Here is a 19,223-nt window from a genome sequence, read left to right as displayed (position 1 = left end):
TGATGCGACGCGCTTTAGGTTCTTGTTTGATGCATGTCGTTATCGCAAAACCGCTGCACACTTTTGCGCGACATGCATTAAATCAGAACGACCAGCTGCGCGCCTTGGCGATGATGAAATCGCGGAAGACATGCAGCTTCGCCTGGTTCTTCATCGCGTCGGGATAGGCGAAATAGGTATCGAAGGACGGCACTTCGGTCTCGGGCAGCAACTGCACTAGCCCGGAATCCTTGCTGACCACGTAATCCGGCAGCATGGCGATGCCGGCGCCGCCCTGCACCGCCCGCTTGATCGACAATATGTCGTTGATCTGCAGCGTCGGCACCCTTTGCCCGCCTTCGAAATCGCCGACCGTTTCCAGCCAGTTCAGTTCCGACAGATGCGCCGGCACCGGCACGCCGAAGGTGACGATACGATGGGCCTTCAGCTCGGCAATCGAATTCGGCTTGCCGTATTTGTTCACATAGGAGGGCGCCGCGTAGAGATGGAAATGCACGGTGAACAGGCGGCGCTGGATGAGGTCGGGCTGCTGCGGCTGGCGCAGCCGGATGGCGCAGTCGGCCTGGCGCATGGTGAGGTCGAGCTCCTCATTGGCCAGGATGAGCTGCAGGCTGACCTCGGGATAGAGCTCGATGAACTCTTGCACGCGCTCGGTCAGCCAGCCTGCGCCGAGGCCGACCGTCGTCGTCACCCTGAGCACGCCGGAGGGCCGGTCCTTGGTTTCGGTCAGTCGCGATTTGATGGTTTCGAGCTTCATCAGCACGTCGTGTGCCGTGCGGAACAGCATCTCGCCCTGCTCGGTCAGCACCAGGCCGCGGGCATGGCGATTGAACAGCGGCACGCCGACGTCATGCTCGAGCGCGCTGACCTGCCGCGAGATCGCCGATTGCGACAAATGCAGTGTTTCCGCGGCATGGGTGAACGACCCCGCTTCCGCTGCGGCGTGAAACACGCGTAGCTTGTCCCAATCCAACGCCATGATTTCCCCTCGTCCTGTTTTCTGGCGTCCGCCTGTTTTGGCGTCTGAATGAAAAATCAGGCTTTTGCGCGGCTTTTCTCAGCCGCTTGTTCAACATTCACTCCGCCGCTTCGCGGTGAACCTCGATCCCCGCCAGATATTTTTCCGCCTCGAGCGCGGCCATGCAGCCGAGCCCGGCCGCCGTCACCGCCTGGCGGTAGATATCGTCGGTCACGTCGCCGGCGGCGAACACGCCCGGCATATCGGTGCGGGTCGAATCCGGCGCCGTCCACAGATAGCCGTTCGGCTTTTGCTTCAGCTTGCCGGCAAACAGCTCGACCGCCGGCGCGTGGCCGATCGCCACGAACACGCCGTCGACCACCAGATGCATCTCCTGCCCGGTCACCACGTTGCGCAGCTTCAGCCCTTCGACCGATGGCGGCAGCGGCGCCTTGCCGGGCCTGCCGGTGATCTCGTCGACCACCGCGTCCCAGATGACGCGGATATTATCTTTCCGCAGCAGCCGCTCGCGCAGGATGCGCTCGGCGCGGAAATCGCTGCGCCTGTGGATGACGGTGACGCTCTTGGCCAGGTTGGAGAGATAGAGCGCTTCCTCCACCGCCGAATTGCCGCCGCCGATCACCGCGACATCCTTGCCGCGATAGAAGAAGCCGTCGCAGGTGGCGCAGGCCGAAACGCCAAATCCCATGAAGGTCCGTTCGCTCGGGATGCCCAGCCATTTCGCCTGCGCGCCGGTGGCGATGATCAGCGCGTCGGCGGTATAGATCGTGCCGGAATCGCCCTTGGCGCGGAACGGCCGCACGTTGAGGTCGACTTCGGTGATGATGTCGTTGACGATGTCGGTGCCGACATGCTCGGCCTGCCTGAGCATCTCGCTCATCAGCCATGGACCCTGGATCGGTTCGGCGAAGCCCGGATAGTTTTCGACATCGGTGGTGATCATCAGTTGCCCGCCCTGCTGCAGGCCGGCGACCAGCATCGGCTTGAGCATGGCGCGGGCGGCATAGATCGCCGCCGTATAGCCGGCGGGGCCGGAGCCGATGATGAGAACAGGCGCATGCTTGGTGATCATGAAAAACCTCTGCGGGGAGCAGCCATGGATTGTGGCATGAACTCTCGTCGATTGTTGCGCGTAATGTAAGTGTTGCCTGCGACGCGAGCAAGGCAAGTTGCCGTTCGTCCCCGGAAAGCTTCGGCGCCGGCGACGGCGACAAGCAACCCGCAGCAAGATGATGCAAAAATCCTCGATCCAGCGGATGGAATAGACAGCAAAGTCGTTTAATTACAAAGTCGCGAAAGATTCTTTCGCGTCATCACGGAAGCCACCATGCCGATCAAGGCCGATCTCGATGCCATCGACTGGAAGATCCTGCGCGAGCTTCAGCAGGACGGACGCATGACCAATGTCGAACTGTCGAGCCGCGTCGGCATTTCGGCGCCGCCGTGCCTGCGCCGCGTCAGGCGGCTGGAAGAGGCCGGCATCATCCGCGGCTACCGCGCTTTGCTCAACGCTCCGGCGCTCGGCCTCGACGTCGTCGCCTTCTGTCTGATCGGCCTGCATCACCAGGCCGACGCCGAACTCAAGACCTTTGCCGAGCGCACCCGCGGCTGGCCGATCGTGCGCGACGCCTGGATGGTGTCGGGCGAGTCCGATTTCCTGCTACATTGCGTGGCGAGCGATCTCGGCACCTTCCAGACCTTCGTCATCGAGGAACTGGCCTCGGCCCCCAATGTCGATACGGTGCGAACCGCGCTGACCATCCGCCGGGTCAAAGACGAAGGGCTGGTGGCGTTTTCGGCTTAAGAGAGCAGGCAAAGCGGCTGCGAAACAAAAACCCGGAAACAAAAAACCCGCCTCGGCGGGCGGGATCGTCGGTGGAAATCATCACCATACCGAAATTAGTAGCATAGCTGCCGGCACAAAGCAAGAACAAAATGTGGCTATGCGTCAAATAATAATCGCTACAGGCTAGGGCTGCCCCTCACCGACCCCTCTCCCCGTGAAGGACGGGGAGAGGGGTCGCCAGCGTTGCGGCTAGTCCCTTCTCCCCGTTGACAATTGACGGCCTCTACCCGGCCTGGCGCAATCACCCTGCGTCGCAGAGGCGCGTTTCGACCATTTCGCACAAATGGTGGTAGAGGCACAAATGCCCCTGCTGGATGATCGGCGTCGAGGTCGAGGGTACATTGAGCAGGATGTCGGAGAGCGGCTTCAGCTTGCCGCCGGTGTCGCCGGTCAGGCTGACCACCGTCATGCCCATCATGCGCGCCTGTTGGGCGGCGGCGAGGATGCTTGGCGAATTGCCGCTGGTCGAGATGGCGAGCAGCACGGCGCCCGCCGAACCATGCGCCTCGACCTGGCGCGCAAACACCGTGTCGAAGCCGTAATCATTGCCCCAGGCGGTCAGCACCGCCGCGTTGGCCGGCAGCGCGATGACGTTGTAGGCCTTGCGCTCCCTGAGGAAGCGGCCGACCAGCTCGCCGGCGATATGGATGGCGTCGCTGGCCGAACCGCCATTGCCTGCTATCAGCAGCGCCTTGCCCTGCGAAAGCGCGGCGACGACGGCGCTGACCGCCCGCTCCATCTCGCTGGTCAGGTCGCGCTCGACCATCGCCGAAATCGCGGCCGCCGAGCGGGCCAGGTAATCGTTCAGTTCGGACATGAAACCCTCAGTTCCCGGCGCGCAACCTGCCGATAGTGCCGGTCGTGCTCTTGCCGGCGACGAGGTCGACCAGCACGACGCGCCCGCCGGCCTTCTGCACGACATCGGCGCCAACCACCTGATCGACCGTATAGTCGGCACCCTTGACCAGTATGTCGGGGCTCAGCGCCTCGATCAGCGAAAGCGGCGTATCCTCCTCGAAGATGACGACGGCGTCGACCGAGGCAAGTGCTGCCAGCACGCAGGCCCGGTCATGCTGGTCGTTGACCGGGCGCCCCGGCCCTTTCAGCCGGCGCACCGAGGCATCGCTGTTGAGGCCGAGCACCAGCCGATCGCACTGGCTGCGGGCCGCATGCAACAGGCTGACATGGCCGGCATGCAGGATATCGAAACAGCCATTGGTGAAGCCGACGCTCAAGCCCTCGTCTTTCCAGCCCGCCACCAGCCGCGCGGCGGCGGCGGCATCGAGGATCGCATCCAAGTGGGCGACCGGACCATGCGAGCGAAACAGCGCACCGGTGAGTTCCTCGATCGTCAGCCGCGCCGTGCCGCGCTTGCCGACGACAACGCCGCCGGCGGCGTTGGCGATCGATCCGGCCATGACGCGGTCGGCGCCTGCTGCAAGTCCCAGTGCAAACGTCGCGATCACCGTGTCGCCGGCGCCCGAAACGTCGAACACTTCGCGCGCCTGCGTGGCGATATGGCGGGCGTCGTCCGCACCGATGACGCTCATGCCCTTTTCGCTGCGCGTCGCGACGACGAAATCGAAACCGTGCGCCGAAATCAGCTGGCGCGCCGCCGCCTCGATTTCGTCGTCGGCAAACACTGCGCGGCCGACCGCCTCGCCGAGTTCCTTGCGGTTGGGCGTGATTGCCGTCGCGCCGGCATAACGCGCATAGTCGCGGCCCTTCGGGTCGACCAGCACCGGCTTGCCCGCTTCCCGACAGATCGAGATCAGCTCGCCGGCGGCGCCGTCGAGCAGCACGCCCTTGCCATAGTCGGACAGGATGACGATGTCGGCGCGCGCCAGCGCTTCGCGAAAATGCCCGACCAATGTCGCGCGCTCGGCATCGCCCAGCGGCTTGATTTCCTCTTCGTCGAAACGCAGCACCTGCTGGTTGAGCGCGCTGAATCGGCTTTTGGACGACGTCATGCGATCGGCATCCTGCGCCAGCCCGCCGGTGTCGACGCCAAATTCGCCGAGCATGCGCATGAGGTTCTTGCCGGCCTTGTCAGCGCCGATCACCGAGACCGGTATGACGGCAGCGCCGAGCGAAACGATGTTGGCGACGACATTACCGGCGCCGCCCATCGCCAGCGTTTCGCCGCGCCCGTGCAGCACGGGGATCGGCGCTTCCGGCGAAATGCGCTCGATCACGCCGTTGACGAAACGGTCGAGGATGAAATCGCCGACCACCAGCACAGTGGCGCTGCCGAAGCGCGAGATGGCGCGGTGAAGGGGTTCGGGAGAGGGCAGCTTGATCATGTCAACGCGTGGGAGGGCCGATTTTCGGTGACGGGAAATTCGATGGGCAGGGCCGGCCGTTCATGGCGATGCCGATATACCGCAATTTCAGCCGACGCAACGGCAGGCCTTCGACCGATCGCCGCGGCGAGACAGTGCGTCAGCTTTTCTGCAACGCGACATGCACGCCCAGTCCGACAAGCACCGCACCGCCGGCGCGCCGCATCAGGCGCTGCGCCCGGCTCGACTGCCGCAGCCTGGCGATCACCGCGCCGGCCAGTATCACGCAAACAATGTCGGCCGACGAGAACATCAAATTGACGATCGTTCCAAGCACGACGAACTGCAGCCAGACCGGAAACGCTGCCGAGGCATCGATGAATTGCGGCAGGAACGCCATGAAGAAAATCGCCGTTTTCGGGTTGAGCACCTCGACGGCAACGCTCTCCAAAAACGCGCGGCGGGCGGATTTCGGCTGAATTCCCGGCAAGACAACGTCGCCTTGCGCCTTGGCGCGAAACAAAGAAACACCGAGCCAGACCAGATACAGCGCACCGACCAGCTTGACCGCCATGTAAAGCACCGGCACGGCATGGAAAAGCACCGACAGGCCGACAGCGGCGGCGAAGACATGAACGTAGCCGCCGAGATGGATGCCGAGCGCCGCCATCAGCCCGGACCAGCGGCCGCGCGCCATGGTTTGCGCGGCGGCATAGAGCATGGCGGGACCGGGGATATAGGCGAAGATCGCCGTGGTGGCGAAAAAGGCGACAAGCAGTTCGGTTGACGGCATTACCTTGCTCCTGTCACGCTTCGCCGGTGGTCACCGACTGAAGCGAGAGCTTTGCGGCGGCACTGTGGCGCTCATCCGGCCGCCCCGCCACCTGCTTTGTCGACAGCCCGGCCCGCCTCCCCTATAAGGCCAGAATCCCACAAGGGCTACAACCGGCACAAGGTACCAGAGGCTTTCATGATCATCGTCACGGGCGGCGCCGGCATGATCGGTTCCAACATCGTCGCCGCGCTCAACGCCGAGGGTTTCAGCGACATCCTCGTCGTCGACGACCTCACCGACGGCCACAAGATCGCCAACCTCGCCGATCTCGAGATCGCCGATTATCTCGACAAGGACGATTTTCTGGCGCGGATGGAGGCCGGCGACCTCGGCCGCATCGAGGCCGTCTTCCACCAGGGCGCCTGCTCGACCACCACCGAATGGAACGGCAAGTTCATGATGGAGGTCAACTACGCCTATTCGAAGCGCCTGCTGCACGCCTGCCTGGCCCTGCGCTTGCCCTTCCTCTATGCCTCGTCCGCTTCCGTCTATGGCAGCGGCGCCGAGTTCCGCGAGGAGCCGCAATACGAGCGCCCACTGAACGTCTATGCCTATTCGAAAAAACTGTTCGACGACTATGTCCGCCGCACTGTCTTCGATACCGACCACTCGCCGGTGGCGGGCCTGCGTTATTTCAACGTCTACGGACCGCGCGAGGCGCATAAGGGCGCCATGGCCTCGGTCGCCTTCCATCTGTTCAACCAGGTCGAGCAAGGCCAGAACCCGAAACTGTTCGGCGCCTATGGTGGTTTCGGGCCCGGCGAACAGAGCCGCGATTTCATCCATGTCGGCGATGTCGCCGACGTCAATCTGTGGCTGTGGAAACGCGGCTCGAGCGGCATCTTCAACTGCGGCACAGGCAAGGCCCAGCCGTTCCGCGCCATTGCCGAGACGGTGATCGATACGCTCGGCAAGGGCCAGATCGAATTCATCGAGTTTCCCGACCACCTCAAGGGCAGCTACCAGAGCTTTACGCAAGCTGATATGTCCCGCTTGCGCGCAGCCGGTTACAACGGCCAGTTCCGCACAGTGGAAACCGGCGTCAGAGATTATGTCGAATGGCTGAAAGCCCAACGATCCTCGTGATCGGCCCACGCTGGGTGGGCGACATGGTCATGGCGCAGTGCCTGTTCCAGGCGCTGAAGGAGCTTCATCCCAACGCCGCCATCGACGTGCTGGCGCCGGCGTGGGCAGCACCCCTGGTCAAGCGCATGCCCGAAATCCGCCAGCAGATCGACCTGCCGCTGCAATCCGGCGCGTTCGAATTCCGCGTCCGAAGGCGCTTCGGCCGCCTGCTGCGCGGCCGCTACGACATGGCCTTTGTCCTGCCGGGAAGCTGGAAGTCGGCGCTGATCCCGTTCTTTGCCGGCATTCCGCGCCGCGTCGGCCATCTCAAGGAAATGCGCTATGGGCTGCTGACCGACATCGTGCCCTTGCCCGATCGCCTGAAACGGCGCACCGCGCAGGCCTACTTCAGCCTTGCCCGTGGTGGCGCCTTCCAGGCGCCGAAGCTTGCCGTCGATCAAGCCAACCAGGCAGCACTGCTCGGCCGTTTCGGGCTGACGGGGGGGAAATTCGTGGCACTCATGCCCGGCGCCGAATTCGGTCCGGCCAAGCGCTGGCCGAGCGAACACTATGCCGGGCTCGCCCGCGAGATGATGGCGAAAGGATTTGGCGTGGCGCTGTTCGGATCGAAGAACGACGCCGAGGTAACGGCTGAAATCGCCGCGCTGGCTCCGGGCGCCGTCGATCTTGCCGGCCAGACGCGGCTCGAGGATGCCATCGACCTGATCGCGGCGGCGAGGCTTGCCGTCTCCAACGACAGCGGGCTGATGCATGTCGCCGCCGCCGTCGGCACGCCGGTCGTCGCCGTCTACGGCTCGACCTCGCCGCAGAACACGCCGCCGCTCGCCGAGCGCCGCGAATTGGTCTGGCTTGGCCTGTCCTGTTCGCCCTGCCACAAGAAGACCTGCCCACTCGGTCATCTCAACTGCCTGAAGACGTTGGAGGTCGAACGCGTCGTGGCGGCGGCGGAGCGGCTGCTGGAAATGCCGGCCGCCGCATGAAAGTGCTGATCGTCAAGACATCGTCCATGGGCGACGTCATCCATACCTTCCCGGCGATCGAGGACGCGCGCCGCGCTCGGCCGGATATCTCCTTCGACTGGTGTGTCGAAGAGGCATTTGCCGGCATCGTGGCGCTGCATCCAGCCATCCAAACCATCCACAGCGTGGCGATCCGGCGCTGGCGCAGGAAGCTGCTTCAGCCCGGCACATGGCGGGAAGTGATCGGCTTGCGCCGCGCCTTGCGCGATTGCCGCTACGACCTCGTTCTCGATGCGCAAGGCTTGCTGAAATCGGCGCTGGTGGCGCGGCTGGCGGCAGCGCCGATCGCCGGTTTCGACCGTTCGAGCGCCCGCGAGCCTTCGGCGAGCCTGTTTTATGGCCATCGCTACGCCGTGCCGCGCGGCCTGCATGCCATCGAGCGCACGAGACGCCTGTTCGGGCTGGCGCTCGGCTACGAGCCGGATTTTTCCAGGCTTGAATCGGGTATCGCGCCGCCAGCCGGAAGATCGACTTTTGCCGGTGAAAAGACCGCCTTCCTGCTGCACGGCACCAGCCGCGAGGACAAGAAATGGCCGGTCGCGGACTGGATCGAAACCGCTCGCCTGCTGGTGGACAAGGGAATAACGCCGGTCACCACCTGGTCGAACGATCGGGAACAGGCGGTTGCCGAGGCGATCGCCCGCGCCATTTCGCAAACCGTGGTGGTTCCCAGGTCGCCGCTAGCCGAGATCGCCGCCGTCATCGGCGGCTCGGCGCTGGTCATCGGCGCCGACACCGGCCTGACCCATCTCGCCAGCGCTTTCGGCCTGCCGACGGTGGCGATATTCCTCGCTACCGAGCCTGGCCTGACCGGCCCGCGCGGGCCGTTCTCATCGACGCTACTGGCCGCGCCTGGCCGCAGCGTCACGCCGCCGGAGGTGATGGCGGAAGCCGAGAGATTGCTGGCGCTTAAATTACAAGGCGCTGCATAGGACCTTTTCAGAATTCGCTCTGGCGAGTCGAATAGCGTGGTTTTCGAGAACCGGAGCGGAGCGTACTTAAAGTACGTGAGCACCGGAAGCGCAGAAAACCGCGCTAGTCGGCCGCCAGAGTAGAATTATCAAAAGGTCCTAGATGAACTGCACCTGGACGATCTCGTAGCCCCTGGCGCCGCCTGGCGCATTGACCTCGATGGCGTCGCCGACTTCCTTGCCGATCAGGGCGCGGGCGATCGGCGAGGAGATCGAGATGCGGCCGGACTTCACGTCGGCTTCCTGGTCGCCGACGATCTGGTAGGTCTTTTTCTCCTCGGTATCCTCGTCGACCAGCACCACGGTGGCGCCGAACTTGACCTTGTCGCCGCTGAGCTTGGTGACGTCGATCACCTCGGCCCGCGCGATCAGGTCCTCGAGTTCGTTGACCCGGCCCTCATTGAGGCTCTGTGCCTCTTTCGCCGAGTGATATTCGGCATTTTCGGATAGGTCGCCATGCGAGCGCGCTTCGGAAATCGCCTCGATGATACGCGGCCGCTCCTGTTGCTGGCGCCAGCGCAGTTCTTCCTTCAATGACGCGAACCCCTCGCCTGTCATCGGGACCTTGTTCATAATGCCTGACCTTTCCTGCCGCCGCCCCCGCAATCGGGAGCGACCTTGTCGATGGTACAAAAAGAAAACGGTCCGGCAGCCTCGGGCTAACGGAACCGTCTCACCACAATTTCGCAAGATATAGCAATCTTCGCGGGTTTTTCACGTCCAAAAAGTCGGATTTTGAAAAATCATCCACCGATTGCGCGGCTGACCTAACGTCAAGGAGCGCATCACGTGTACCGTGATGCCAAATTCCGGGTTCGGGGCAGCATCCAGTACAGCAAAAAACCGGCTGCGATCGCCGCAGCCGGTATGAGCAGCGTCCGGAGGTCGGATCAGCTCCTCATGAAATGATCGATCTGCTCCGACAGCATGCCGTATTCGCGAGACCCCTTGCCCGTGCGCTTCTCGATCTCGCGAAGCTGTTCCTGGGCGCCGGCAAGATCGCCGATCTGCAAGTGCGCCTCGCCGAGATATTCGCGCACCAGCGTGTAATTCGGGTCGATGCGCAGCGCTTCCTCGTAATAGCCAAGGCCGACGGTGACGCGGCCGGAATGGCGGTGCGAATAGCCGAGATAGTTGAGGATGCGCGGATCCTGCTTGTTGGCGGCGAGGCTGAGCACGGCGATCGCCTCGTCGTAGCGTCCATCCATCGCCAGCGCGCGACCGGCATCGTAGATGCTGTCGTCGTCCAGCATGCCTTGCTTCGGGGAGACGCATTTCTTCTGTTTCTTGTCCCACGCCTCCCCCTTCTTGCATTGGGACTGGCCGCCGCCGCCATTGCCGCCACCGCCGCCACCACCTCCTCCGCCCTCTCCAGCCGAAAACGCCGGAGCCGCAATCAGCGGCAGGGCGGCGATGGCCATGGCGTAAATCAGCAATCGTCTGCGCATCGAATTCTCCTTTGAACTGACAATGCAACACTAACGCCGGGCCAACGCCGTTTCGTCCCGGAAAATGTCATTCTATCTCAAAACCGCGATCTCTCCCAGCAAGGCCATCTTATCCCGGGAAGAGAGGGCATCGGAAATCATGCTTCACGATCAACGCCGCCGCGCAAGATAATGTGACGAGCGCTGCAAATCCGCTATCATCGGGCCGACCGAGCACGAAGCAGGGAGACGGCCGGTGCAGCAACGCGTTGAACGAGACTGGGAGCTTTCGATCGGTCCCGACACCGTGCGCCTGTTCATCCTGAAGGCGAAGGCGCTCAGCGCCGCCGTCAACGAAGACTATGCCGACGGCGCCGAGCACGAGGTAGAGCTCGACGGCAACGCGCACGACAACCACCATCATGACGGCCTTGCCGAGGAAAGCTCCGAAGATCTCACCGAAGAAGAATTGCGCGAGCTGATCGACGATCTCAATGTCGACGAAGCGGCCGAACTGATTGCGTTGGCCTGGGTCGGCCGCGGCGACTATGACGCGACGGAATGGACGGACGCGCTGTCCGCCGCCCGCGAGCGCGCCAACAAGCGCACGGCAAAATATCTGCTCGGCATGCCGCTGCTGGCGGACTGGCTCGAGGAAGGCTTGGAAGCGATCGGCGCGTGACGGCGCGGTTACCGATTGTGATCGGCCGCCCCCCTCGCTCAAGGCAACTTCCCTGCATTCTGGCCGTTGCGACGTAATGGCGGCGTTTGGCTTTTTCAGATTGGGCAGATTGCTGCTGGCCGTTGCGGCTACGCCGCTGGCGGGACCCGTTTTAGCCAAGGCACCTGACCTACCGCAAACTGCACCGGTTCCGCAGCTCAACCAGCAAGTCACTCCGCCGCCACCAACCGAGATCCCGGTCCCCGAACCGCGCCCGGAGGATGCTCCGGAGCCGCCGGCGATTGCACCGCAGCCGCCCGAAAAGCCGGCACGGGCTGAGCCGCCGGCAAGCCCACCAGGCGCGCCACCAAACCCGGCCGAGGCAGACGAGAAGGCGGAGCAAAAAATCCTTCCTGATCCTCGATCGGCCGCCATTGCCGGGAAAGAAATGCCGGCCGAGGAATTGGCCTGCCGCAGGCGGCTGAAGTCGATGGGCGTCGATTTCGAGGAGCGCAAGCCGGAGCATGATACGTCAGTCGGTTGCTCGATCCCCTACCCGATCGCGCTGAAGACGCTCGGCAAATCCATCGCCATCGGCCCGGAGCCCGAGCTGAATTGCCAGATGGCGGAAGCGGCCGCCCGCTTTGCTGCGTCCGTCATCCAGCCTGCCGCAAAGGCCGAGTTCGGCGCGGATATTAAATCGATCGGCCAGGCCTCCGCCTTCGTCTGCCGCCCGCGCCACGCCGGCGGCAGACTGTCGGAGCACGCCTTCGGCAACGCGCTCGACATCGCCAGCTTCACGCTCTCCGACGGCAAAGAGATCGATGTCGGTCCAACGCCGCCAGAGAAGGACGCGAAATTCCTGGATACAGTGCGCAAGGCGGCCTGCGGGCCGTTCAAGACCGTGCTTGGCCCCGGCAGCGATGCCGATCATTCGCTGCATCTCCACTTCGACCTCGAACCGCGCCGCAATGGCGGCACGTTTTGCCAATGACCTTAGCCTATGGGGGCGCCGCAATTTGGCCGCAGGCGTGAACGGCGCCGCTGAGTTTTCCTTTACTCTTCAGGTTTAGAGTCTGTGCCATCTAGGGACAGGAACCCTTCCGATGGCTGGGCTATTTCGCGCTGCGCTTGCCGCTGTGCGGCACACAGAATGCGCGCGCATAGCCGGCAGGCTTGCCGCCCTGCTTGCCATTGCGGGGGTCTCGGCCTGCAATACCGGCAGCGTGCTGTCGCTGCAGCCGGCCGTCGATGTCGGCAGCCAGACCGCTGCCGTCCCGCCCAATTCCGACCCGCAATATTCCGGCGCGCAAGATTCCGGGCCGCAATATTCGGGTATGCAGCGCCTCGTCCCGTCCAATCCCTTTATGACGGCCGCGTATCCGCGCCTGGACAACCCGATGTCGCCGGCCGAACAGATGCCGGCCACAGAGATCGATTGCCGCAAGGAATTGAAACGCCTCGGCGTCGTCTACACCGACGTTGCGCCGATCCATGAAGGCCAGTGCGGCATCGACTATCCGGTCAAGGTCTCGGCCATCGGCAGTGTCGAGATGAAGCCGGCCGCGACGCTGACCTGCGACATGGCCGCCACCTTTGCCGGCTGGACCAGGAACGAACTCGTGCCGTCGGCCCGCTGGCGCTATTTCTCAGGCGTCAAGACCATCCACCAGGGCTCGAGCTATTCCTGCCGCAGGATTGCCGGCGAAGGTGTTTTGTCGGAACACGGCAAGGGCAATGCGCTCGACGTGATGAGCATCGAGCTTAACAATGGCGACGACATCGATGTCCGCAAGCCCGGCCTGTTCGCCTTCCGCACGCGCGGCTTCCTCAACAATGTGCGCGCCGACGGCTGCCAGTATTTCACCACCGTGCTCGGCCCCGGCTACAACTACGACCACCGCAACCATTTCCATTTCGACATCAAGAACCGCAAGAACGGCTATCGCGCCTGCCGCTGATTGCAGCCCCTGCCCAAGACTTGCTGTGCCGGTTAAGATGGTGCGCAGACGCTTGGGTGGTGCCTCTTGAGCCAACGAAGCCTTCGACGACGTGCAACGACCTGGCTGGTGGCATGCTGTGCCGCTTATCTTTCGCTCGCCTATTTCGCCGCGCCTGAGTTCTGGACGTTACGGGACCGCAATTTTCGCAATCAGCAATTCGAGATGGTGACGCACACGCCGCAAGGCATTCCGGGCGATCCGATCAATGTCGGCCTTGTCGGCACCAAGAAGGAGCTTGTCCATGCTTTTGCCGCCGCCGGCTGGGATACGGCAGACGCCATCACGCTGAAGACTGCCATCGAGATCGGCGAAAGCGTGCTGTTCAACCGCCCCTATCCCGACGCGCCGGTCAGCCGGCTTTTGTTCGAAGGCCACGCCCAGGACCTAGCCTTCGAAAAGCCGGTCGGCGACAGCGCCGACCGGCGTCACCACGTCCGCTTCTGGCAGACCGATGCGACCGGAGACGACGGCCGGCCGCTTTGGCTTGGCTCGGCAAGCTTTGACCGCGGCGTCGGCCTCAGCCATGACACCGGCGCGATCACCCATCACATCGGCCCCGACATCGACGCCGAGCGCGACGGGCTGATGCGCGACCTCTCCGCCGCCGGTATGCTGATCTCGACCAGCGAGATACCAGGCGTCGGCGCCACAAAGACCGGGCGCAACGGCGAAGGCGATCCCTATTTCACCGACGGCAAGGCCATCGTCGGCGTGCTGCTGCAACTGCCGTAGGCGCCATCAGCCTTCCCGTCTGACAGCCATTTCGTCCCGACGGGGTCAGGGCACGGCGATCACGATCTTGCCGAACGGTCCCGTCTCCAGACGCTCAAATGCCTGCGGCACCTCGTCGAAGCCAAACACCTTGTCGATTACCGGCTTGATGGCAAGCGTCTCGATCGCCTGGTTCATCCGCTCGAAAGCGCGGCGGTGGCCGATCGATATGCCTTGGACGACGATCCGGTTGCGCAGGAACGGAATGATCGGGAAACTGAGCTCCATGCTGCCGAGAAGGCCGATGAGCGACAGCCTGCCGTCGGCGCCCAGCGCATTGAGCGAGCGCCGCGCATTGTCGCCGCCGACCATTTCCAGCACGTGCCTGACGCCGGCGCCGTTTGTCAGCTCGCGCGCGGCTTCATCCCACGCCGGCCGGCTGCGATAGTTTATCCCTTGCCAGGCGCCGAGCGCCTTCGCCCGTTCGAGCTTCTCGTCGCTACTCGAGGTGACGATGGCGCGCAGGCCGAAGGCGGCGGCGAACTGCAGCGCAAACAGCGACACACCGCCGGTGCCCTGGATGAGAACGGTCTCGCCCGGGATCGGCTTGGCCGCCTCGACCAGCGCGGACCATGCCGTCAGCGCAGCGATCGGCAGCGTCGATGCCTCGACATCGCTGAGCGATGGCGGCGCCGCCACGGCGGCATCCTCGTGAAAAAGCACATGCTCGGACAGCGTGCCGGGCAGCGACGATCCCAACGTGTGCTTGTGCAGCACCGGCGGGGCGTCGCCGTCCGGCCAGTCGGCGATCACCTGGCCGAGCACGCGCTGCCCGATGCCGAAGCGGCCGACTTCGCTGCCGGTGGCGACTACTTCGCCTACCGCGTCCGATGTCGGCACGAACGGAAAGCTGAGGTCCGGTATCAGCACGCCATCGACGATCATCCTGTCCTTGTAATTCAGCGATACCGCTGTGACGCGTACCAGAAGATCATGCGGCCCGGGTTGGGGCAGCTTTCCATCAGCCGGCTTCAACCTGGCCAGGCCGAAACCGTTCATCTGCCAGGATCTGTTTTCGGTGCTCATTTGGTTCGCGCTCCGTGGTTGATGATTGCGCGAGACATTTACGCCGTTTCACTATGGAGAAAAGTGCTTCCATGTGGCATGTTCTGCAACAGATTAAGGAGCAAAACTCTACAATAGGAGCGCTTCATTGGAATCGGCCAATTTGCAAGGCATCGTCGCATTCGTTCACGCGGTGGAGGCCGGCAGCTTCACCGGCGCTGGCGCACGGCTGCATGTCACCAAATCGGCGGTCGGCAAGTCGATCGCGCAGCTGGAACAGCGATTGGGCGTCCGCCTGCTCAACCGCACCACCCGCAGCCTCAGCCCGACCAGCGAGGGCCTGAGCTATTACGAAGCCTGCGTCAGGGCACTGGCCGAAATCGAAGCCGCCCAGTCACTACTCGCTTCCCGCAAGCAGGTGCCTTCCGGGCGGCTGCGCGTCGACCTGCCTTTGGCCTTCGGCCGGCGATGCGTCGCCCCGCTGCTGTTCGACATTTCCAAAAAATTCCCGGACCTGACGATGGAAATCTCGTTCAACGACCGGCGCGTCGACCTGATCGAGGAAGGCATCGACCTGGCGGTGCGTATGGGCGACCTCGACGACAGCTTGTCGATCGCCGCGCGCCGCATCTATGCCCAACGTTCGGCCATCTGCGCCGCCCCCGCCTATCTCGACGCCCATGGCAGGCCGCTATCGATCGAGGACCTGGCCAGGCACAGCCTCATCGGCTACGGCCGCGACGGCACGGTCCATCCCTGGACCGTCAGGCATGTCGACGGCCGTCTCGAAAAATTCGCGCCCAAGGCGCGGCTGGTGCTCGGCCACGGCGAACCGATGCTCGATGCGGTACTGGCCGGCTGCGGCATCGTCTATCTGCCGACATGGCTGACGGCCGACTGCATCAGGCGCGGCGAGCTCGAAATGGTTCTGTCGGACTGTCTTGTCGAAAACACCGTGGTGCATGCCATCTGGCCGGTAACACGCAATCTCGCGCCAAAGGTGCGCGTCGTCGTCGACGCCCTGATCGAGCATTTTGCCGCGCCGCCCTGGGATGCGGCATGGGTGCCGCCTGATTGCCCGGCTCGCTAAATTTAAAAAGCGCGACCGTCCTATTTTCGAAAACCGCGCGGCAATGCTATGGACCCCGGCATGCTTTATGCTGAAATTGCCATCGTGGTCGTCCTCATCTGCGTGAACGGCCTTCTGTCGATGTCCGAACTCGCCATCGTCTCGTCGCGGCCGGCGCGCCTCAAGACGATGATCGACCGCAACGTCAAGGGCGCCGGCCGGGCCCTGGCGCTCGGCGCCAATCCGGGAAAATTCCTGTCCTCGGTGCAGATCGGCATCACTTTGGTCGGCGTCTTGTCCGGTGCCTTTTCCGGCGCCACGCTCGGCGAGCGGCTGGCCACCTCCCTGGCGTCGGCCGGCATCCGCGAAAGCCTCGCCGATCCGCTCGGCGTCGGCATCGTCGTCGCCCTCATCACCTATGGCTCGCTGATCATCGGCGAACTGGTGCCCAAGCAGATCGCATTGCGCGACCCCGAACGGGTAGCCGTCAGGGTCGCCCCGGCAATGACCATCCTCGCCAGCGTCTCGGCGCCGCTGGTCTTCCTGCTCGATTTTTCCGGCCGCGCCCTCCTGTGGCTGCTTGGCCAGCGCGGTCAGAGCGAGGATAAGGTCACCGACGAGGAGATCAAGATGCTGGTCGCCGAAGCCGAGCACCACGGCACCATCGAATCCGACGAACGGCGGATGATCGCCGGCGTCATGCGGCTCGGCGACCGTGCCGTGCGCGCGGTGATGACGCCGCGCACCGAGGTCGACTGGATCAATCTGCAATCCGACGAGGCGGCCATCAGGAGGCTGCTGATGGACACCCAGCATTCGCGCCTGCCGGCCGGCGACGGCGGCGTCGACGCCATGATCGGCGTCGTCCAGACCCGCGACGTGCTGGCCGCAATGCTCGGCGGCCGCGCTCTCGACCCGCGCCGGCACGTGCGGGCCGCGCCGATCGTGCATGACCAGGCCGACGCGCTGGACGTGCTTGCGACACTGAAGGAATCCGACGTGCCGATGGCGCTGGTGCATGACGAATACGGCCATTTCGAAGGCATCGTCACCCCGGCCGACATTCTGGAGGCGATCACCGGCGTCTTCCGTTCGGATCTCGACGCCGGCGAAGAGGAAAACGCCGTCAAGCGCGAGGACGGCTCATGGCTGCTCGCCGGCTACATGCAGGCCGACGAGATGGCAGAGGTCCTCGGCATCGACCTGCCTGAGAGCCGCGACTACGAAACCGTCGCCGGCTATGTGCTGTCGCATTTGCACCATCTGCCGGCGACCGGCGAATGTGTCGACGCGCAAGGCTGGCGTTTCGAGGTCGTCGACCTCGACGGCCGCCGCATCGACAAGCTCATCGCCACCCGCCTGCCCGGCCGCCACCGCGAGGTCGTGCGGTAACGATCGACGCGACTTATGGGCTATATGCTCGCGGCGACACCGCTCGCACAGTCAAAGTTGATTGGGAATACCGCCTATGGTCGACCACCTTTTCGCCGACCCATATCTCGCTGCCGTCTACGATGCCTGGCACCCGAGATCTGCGCGCGACGACTATGATTTCTACCTGCCCCGCATTCTAACAGCAGACGCGGTGCTTGATGTCGGATGTGGAACGGGCACCCTCCTTCACGAGGCACGCCTGGCCGGACATTCAGGGCGGCTCTGCGGCATCGACCCAGCACCCGGCGTGTTGAATCGCGCACGAACGCGCGCGGATATCGAATGGGTTCTCGGCGATCTCCAATCGGCCGGCTGGACAGCCGAGTTTGATCTCATTGTGATGACGGGGCACGCATTCCAGGCCCTTGTCAGCGAAGAAGACCTGAGGGATTTCATGGCGGCTGTCCGACATACCCTTGTGCCAGGCGGATGCTTCGCGTTCGAAACGCGGAACCCTTCGGTGCGGGCGTGGGAGCACTGGACACCCGAAAATGCGGTCGTCGTTGAGCTGCCTGACGGGTCGCTGGTGCAGATCACAACAGAGGTGATCATGCCGTTCGATGGACAGACGGTGACATTCACCCACAGGTTCGGCGGAAAGCATCCGAGCCTTCCGCAAGTTAGTCGCAGCACCTTGCGATTCCTCGAGACGGACGCCTTATCGAGCCTGCTGGGGAACGCGGGGCTACGAATCGAACAGCAATTCGGCGGCTTTGACGGCAGCCCACTTGGCCCTTCGAGCCCAGAGATCATCACGTTCGCGACGAGATGAAAAGGAGCATCCGCTCTCCAGCCCTGCAAGCAACGACAACTCGCGGACCCATTGCGGACGTGGAGCCGTATTTCGCGGGGACTGCCGCCGACCGTAGGTCAGAGCCAAGCTTGGCAATCGCAGGGCTCAGCGATCAATCGATTGCCTCGATGCCTTGTGCCTTCAGCCGTTCGAGATGGTCCTTCATCTCTTTCAGCCGCTCGGGGGAGTGGCCCTGCCACTCGGTGACCTCGCCCGTGATCCTGAGCGGCTCGCGGCAGCGATAGGACTGCGTCGGATTGCCGGGAAATTTCTTGTCCGTAAGATTGGGGTCGTCCATGACCGGGCCGGTTGGTTCCACGATGTAGATCCTTTCGCGTCCGTCACCGGCGGCCAGTTCTGCACCCCAGATAGCCGCATCCAGAGTGCCGGTTAGATAGACCCAGGCTGCCTGCTTTCGCGCCCCGTAATTGGAGCTGTAACCGGCTTCGATCAGGTCTCCCGGCTTAAGGTCGGCCCGGGTGCCGTGGTAGAATTGCCGCGGGTCGTCGGTGGCTGTCATCGGCTCGCTACTCATCCTCGCTGTCTCAGGCGTCATGGTGTCGTGGTGCGCACTATTTCATGCACGTCATCGAATCAAGCCTCCGGCCGCGCGGTTATCGGACGTCCGCGCTCAGCGCTCCCGACACCCATTCCGGTCATACCGCCCGATGCGCGCTAGCGGTCGGCTGCCGGCGCGGTTATTATCGGCGCCTGCACCGTCGCTAAGGTGGAAAATGGATCTGCAAGCCTTCAGGGAATCGATTGCGAAACCACAGCCGCCAGCCGGCTTGAGCCCTGCCCTGCAGGCGCTGTGGTGGGATGCAAAGGGCGATTGGGCTAAGGCGCACGAGTGCGCGCAGCAGCGCGACGATACGGCGGGCATGCACGTGCATGCCTATCTCCACCGCAAGGAAGGCGACCAGTCGAATGCGGAATATTGGTATCGCCGCAGCAACGCGGCGCCGTCGACCTTAACGCTTGACGAGGAATGGCAAGAGTTGGCACGTACACTTTTGCAGCAAAGCTGACGCTTGCTCAGTCA

21 protein-coding genes are annotated in these 19,223 nt (G+C 63.6%); 12 read left to right on the top strand and 9 right to left on the bottom strand.

Annotation, left to right across the window (positions count from 1 at the left end):
• Positions 1-82: 82 nt before the first annotated feature.
• Together NKI52_RS08410 and trxB are read right to left on the bottom strand one after the other, a co-directional pair.
• Positions 83-979 carry a LysR family transcriptional regulator gene (locus NKI52_RS08410; RefSeq protein ID WP_023719100.1) on the bottom strand — a complete coding sequence of 299 codons (897 nt, stop codon included), beginning with the start codon at positions 977-979 and terminating at the stop codon, positions 83-85.
• Positions 980-1,076: 97 nt separating this feature from the next.
• Positions 1,077-2,051 (bottom strand): thioredoxin-disulfide reductase, encoded by a 975-nt coding sequence (trxB, locus tag NKI52_RS08405; RefSeq protein WP_352586850.1) that lies wholly within the window; start codon positions 2,049-2,051, stop codon positions 1,077-1,079.
• A 255-nt stretch (positions 2,052-2,306) separates the two neighbouring features.
• Between trxB and NKI52_RS08400 the strand changes: the two genes are divergently transcribed.
• On the top strand, positions 2,307-2,783 hold the full coding sequence (locus NKI52_RS08400; protein WP_023678347.1) for an Lrp/AsnC family transcriptional regulator: 477 nt from the start codon (positions 2,307-2,309) through the stop codon (positions 2,781-2,783).
• Between the two features lie 283 nt (positions 2,784-3,066).
• Here NKI52_RS08400 and NKI52_RS08395 read toward each other — a convergent pair whose 3' ends face one another.
• The 3 genes from NKI52_RS08395 to NKI52_RS08385 form a co-directional block, all read right to left on the bottom strand.
• Positions 3,067-3,642: a D-sedoheptulose-7-phosphate isomerase gene (locus NKI52_RS08395; RefSeq protein ID WP_352586848.1), complete on the bottom strand. Its 576-nt coding sequence runs from the start codon at positions 3,640-3,642 to the stop codon at positions 3,067-3,069.
• A gap of 7 nt (positions 3,643-3,649) precedes the next feature.
• Positions 3,650-5,128 carry a D-glycero-beta-D-manno-heptose-7-phosphate kinase gene (gene rfaE1 / locus NKI52_RS08390; RefSeq protein WP_352586847.1) on the bottom strand — a complete coding sequence of 493 codons (1,479 nt, stop codon included), beginning with the start codon at positions 5,126-5,128 and terminating at the stop codon, positions 3,650-3,652.
• A gap of 139 nt (positions 5,129-5,267) precedes the next feature.
• Complete coding sequence (locus NKI52_RS08385) at positions 5,268-5,900, bottom strand: LysE family translocator (protein ID WP_023678350.1); 633 nt, start codon at positions 5,898-5,900, stop codon at positions 5,268-5,270.
• A gap of 177 nt (positions 5,901-6,077) precedes the next feature.
• Between NKI52_RS08385 and rfaD the strand changes: the two genes are divergently transcribed.
• The 3 genes from rfaD to waaC are packed head-to-tail and all read left to right on the top strand — an operon-like array spanning position 6,078 to position 8,979.
• The gene (gene rfaD / locus NKI52_RS08380; RefSeq protein ID WP_352517064.1) at positions 6,078-7,028 is read left to right on the top strand and encodes an ADP-glyceromanno-heptose 6-epimerase; all 951 of its coding nucleotides are present in this window, start codon (positions 6,078-6,080) and stop codon (positions 7,026-7,028) included.
• Positions 7,001-8,008, top strand: coding sequence for a lipopolysaccharide heptosyltransferase II (gene waaF, locus NKI52_RS08375; RefSeq protein ID WP_352697623.1), 1,008 nt, complete (start codon positions 7,001-7,003; stop codon positions 8,006-8,008). The genes rfaD and waaF overlap by 28 nt, the downstream gene beginning before the upstream one ends.
• Positions 8,005-8,979: a lipopolysaccharide heptosyltransferase I gene (gene waaC, locus NKI52_RS08370; protein ID WP_352697621.1), complete on the top strand. Its 975-nt coding sequence runs from the start codon at positions 8,005-8,007 to the stop codon at positions 8,977-8,979. Before waaF ends, waaC begins: the two co-directional genes overlap by 4 nt.
• A gap of 138 nt (positions 8,980-9,117) precedes the next feature.
• Here the strand turns inward: waaC and greA are convergent, their stop codons facing one another.
• Positions 9,118-9,591: a transcription elongation factor GreA gene (gene greA / locus NKI52_RS08365; RefSeq protein ID WP_352697619.1), complete on the bottom strand. Its 474-nt coding sequence runs from the start codon at positions 9,589-9,591 to the stop codon at positions 9,118-9,120.
• A gap of 317 nt (positions 9,592-9,908) precedes the next feature.
• Positions 9,909-10,466: a tetratricopeptide repeat protein gene (locus NKI52_RS08360; protein WP_254819249.1), complete on the bottom strand. Its 558-nt coding sequence runs from the start codon at positions 10,464-10,466 to the stop codon at positions 9,909-9,911.
• A gap of 235 nt (positions 10,467-10,701) precedes the next feature.
• Between NKI52_RS08360 and NKI52_RS08355 the strand changes: the two genes are divergently transcribed.
• From NKI52_RS08355 to NKI52_RS08340, 4 genes are all read left to right on the top strand, one after another.
• Positions 10,702-11,127 carry a DUF3775 domain-containing protein gene (locus tag NKI52_RS08355; RefSeq protein ID WP_023678354.1) on the top strand — a complete coding sequence of 142 codons (426 nt, stop codon included), beginning with the start codon at positions 10,702-10,704 and terminating at the stop codon, positions 11,125-11,127.
• A gap of 100 nt (positions 11,128-11,227) precedes the next feature.
• Positions 11,228-12,100 (top strand): extensin-like domain-containing protein, encoded by an 873-nt coding sequence (locus NKI52_RS08350; RefSeq protein ID WP_502897745.1) that lies wholly within the window; start codon positions 11,228-11,230, stop codon positions 12,098-12,100.
• Positions 12,101-12,212: 112 nt separating this feature from the next.
• The gene (locus tag NKI52_RS08345; protein WP_352697615.1) at positions 12,213-13,067 is read left to right on the top strand and encodes an extensin-like domain-containing protein; all 855 of its coding nucleotides are present in this window, start codon (positions 12,213-12,215) and stop codon (positions 13,065-13,067) included.
• A 66-nt stretch (positions 13,068-13,133) separates the two neighbouring features.
• Complete coding sequence (locus NKI52_RS08340; RefSeq protein WP_023678357.1) at positions 13,134-13,841, top strand: LssY C-terminal domain-containing protein; 708 nt, start codon at positions 13,134-13,136, stop codon at positions 13,839-13,841.
• Between the two features lie 45 nt (positions 13,842-13,886).
• On the opposite strand, the gene NKI52_RS08335 is transcribed toward NKI52_RS08340, so the two are convergent.
• The gene (locus NKI52_RS08335) at positions 13,887-14,906 is read right to left on the bottom strand and encodes a zinc-dependent alcohol dehydrogenase family protein (RefSeq protein WP_352697613.1); all 1,020 of its coding nucleotides are present in this window, start codon (positions 14,904-14,906) and stop codon (positions 13,887-13,889) included.
• Between the two features lie 127 nt (positions 14,907-15,033).
• Here NKI52_RS08335 and NKI52_RS08330 point away from each other — a divergent pair, with 127 nt between their 5' ends.
• The 3 genes from NKI52_RS08330 (at position 15,034) to NKI52_RS08320 (ending at position 18,160) form a co-directional block, all read left to right on the top strand.
• Positions 15,034-15,975, top strand: coding sequence for a LysR family transcriptional regulator (locus NKI52_RS08330; RefSeq protein WP_023678359.1), 942 nt, complete (start codon positions 15,034-15,036; stop codon positions 15,973-15,975).
• A gap of 60 nt (positions 15,976-16,035) precedes the next feature.
• Complete coding sequence (locus NKI52_RS08325; RefSeq protein ID WP_023678360.1) at positions 16,036-17,346, top strand: hemolysin family protein; 1,311 nt, start codon at positions 16,036-16,038, stop codon at positions 17,344-17,346.
• 76 nt (positions 17,347-17,422) lie between these two features.
• Positions 17,423-18,160: a class I SAM-dependent DNA methyltransferase gene (locus NKI52_RS08320; RefSeq protein ID WP_023678361.1), complete on the top strand. Its 738-nt coding sequence runs from the start codon at positions 17,423-17,425 to the stop codon at positions 18,158-18,160.
• Positions 18,161-18,293: 133 nt separating this feature from the next.
• Here NKI52_RS08320 and arr read toward each other — a convergent pair whose 3' ends face one another.
• On the bottom strand, positions 18,294-18,716 hold the full coding sequence (arr, locus tag NKI52_RS08315) for an NAD(+)--rifampin ADP-ribosyltransferase (protein WP_352697611.1): 423 nt from the start codon (positions 18,714-18,716) through the stop codon (positions 18,294-18,296).
• Positions 18,717-18,915: 199 nt separating this feature from the next.
• Here arr and NKI52_RS08310 point away from each other — a divergent pair, with 199 nt between their 5' ends.
• Positions 18,916-19,209, top strand: coding sequence for a hypothetical protein (locus NKI52_RS08310; protein WP_352541050.1), 294 nt, complete (start codon positions 18,916-18,918; stop codon positions 19,207-19,209).
• The last annotated feature ends 14 nt before the right edge of the window (positions 19,210-19,223 follow it).

Origin of the sequence: Mesorhizobium sp. M0590 (assembly GCF_040320905.1) — a bacterium.
Classification (GTDB): domain Bacteria; phylum Pseudomonadota; class Alphaproteobacteria; order Rhizobiales; family Rhizobiaceae; genus Mesorhizobium.
Note: the sequence above shows the minus strand (reverse complement) of the source record. Positions and strands in the feature narration are given on the sequence as shown.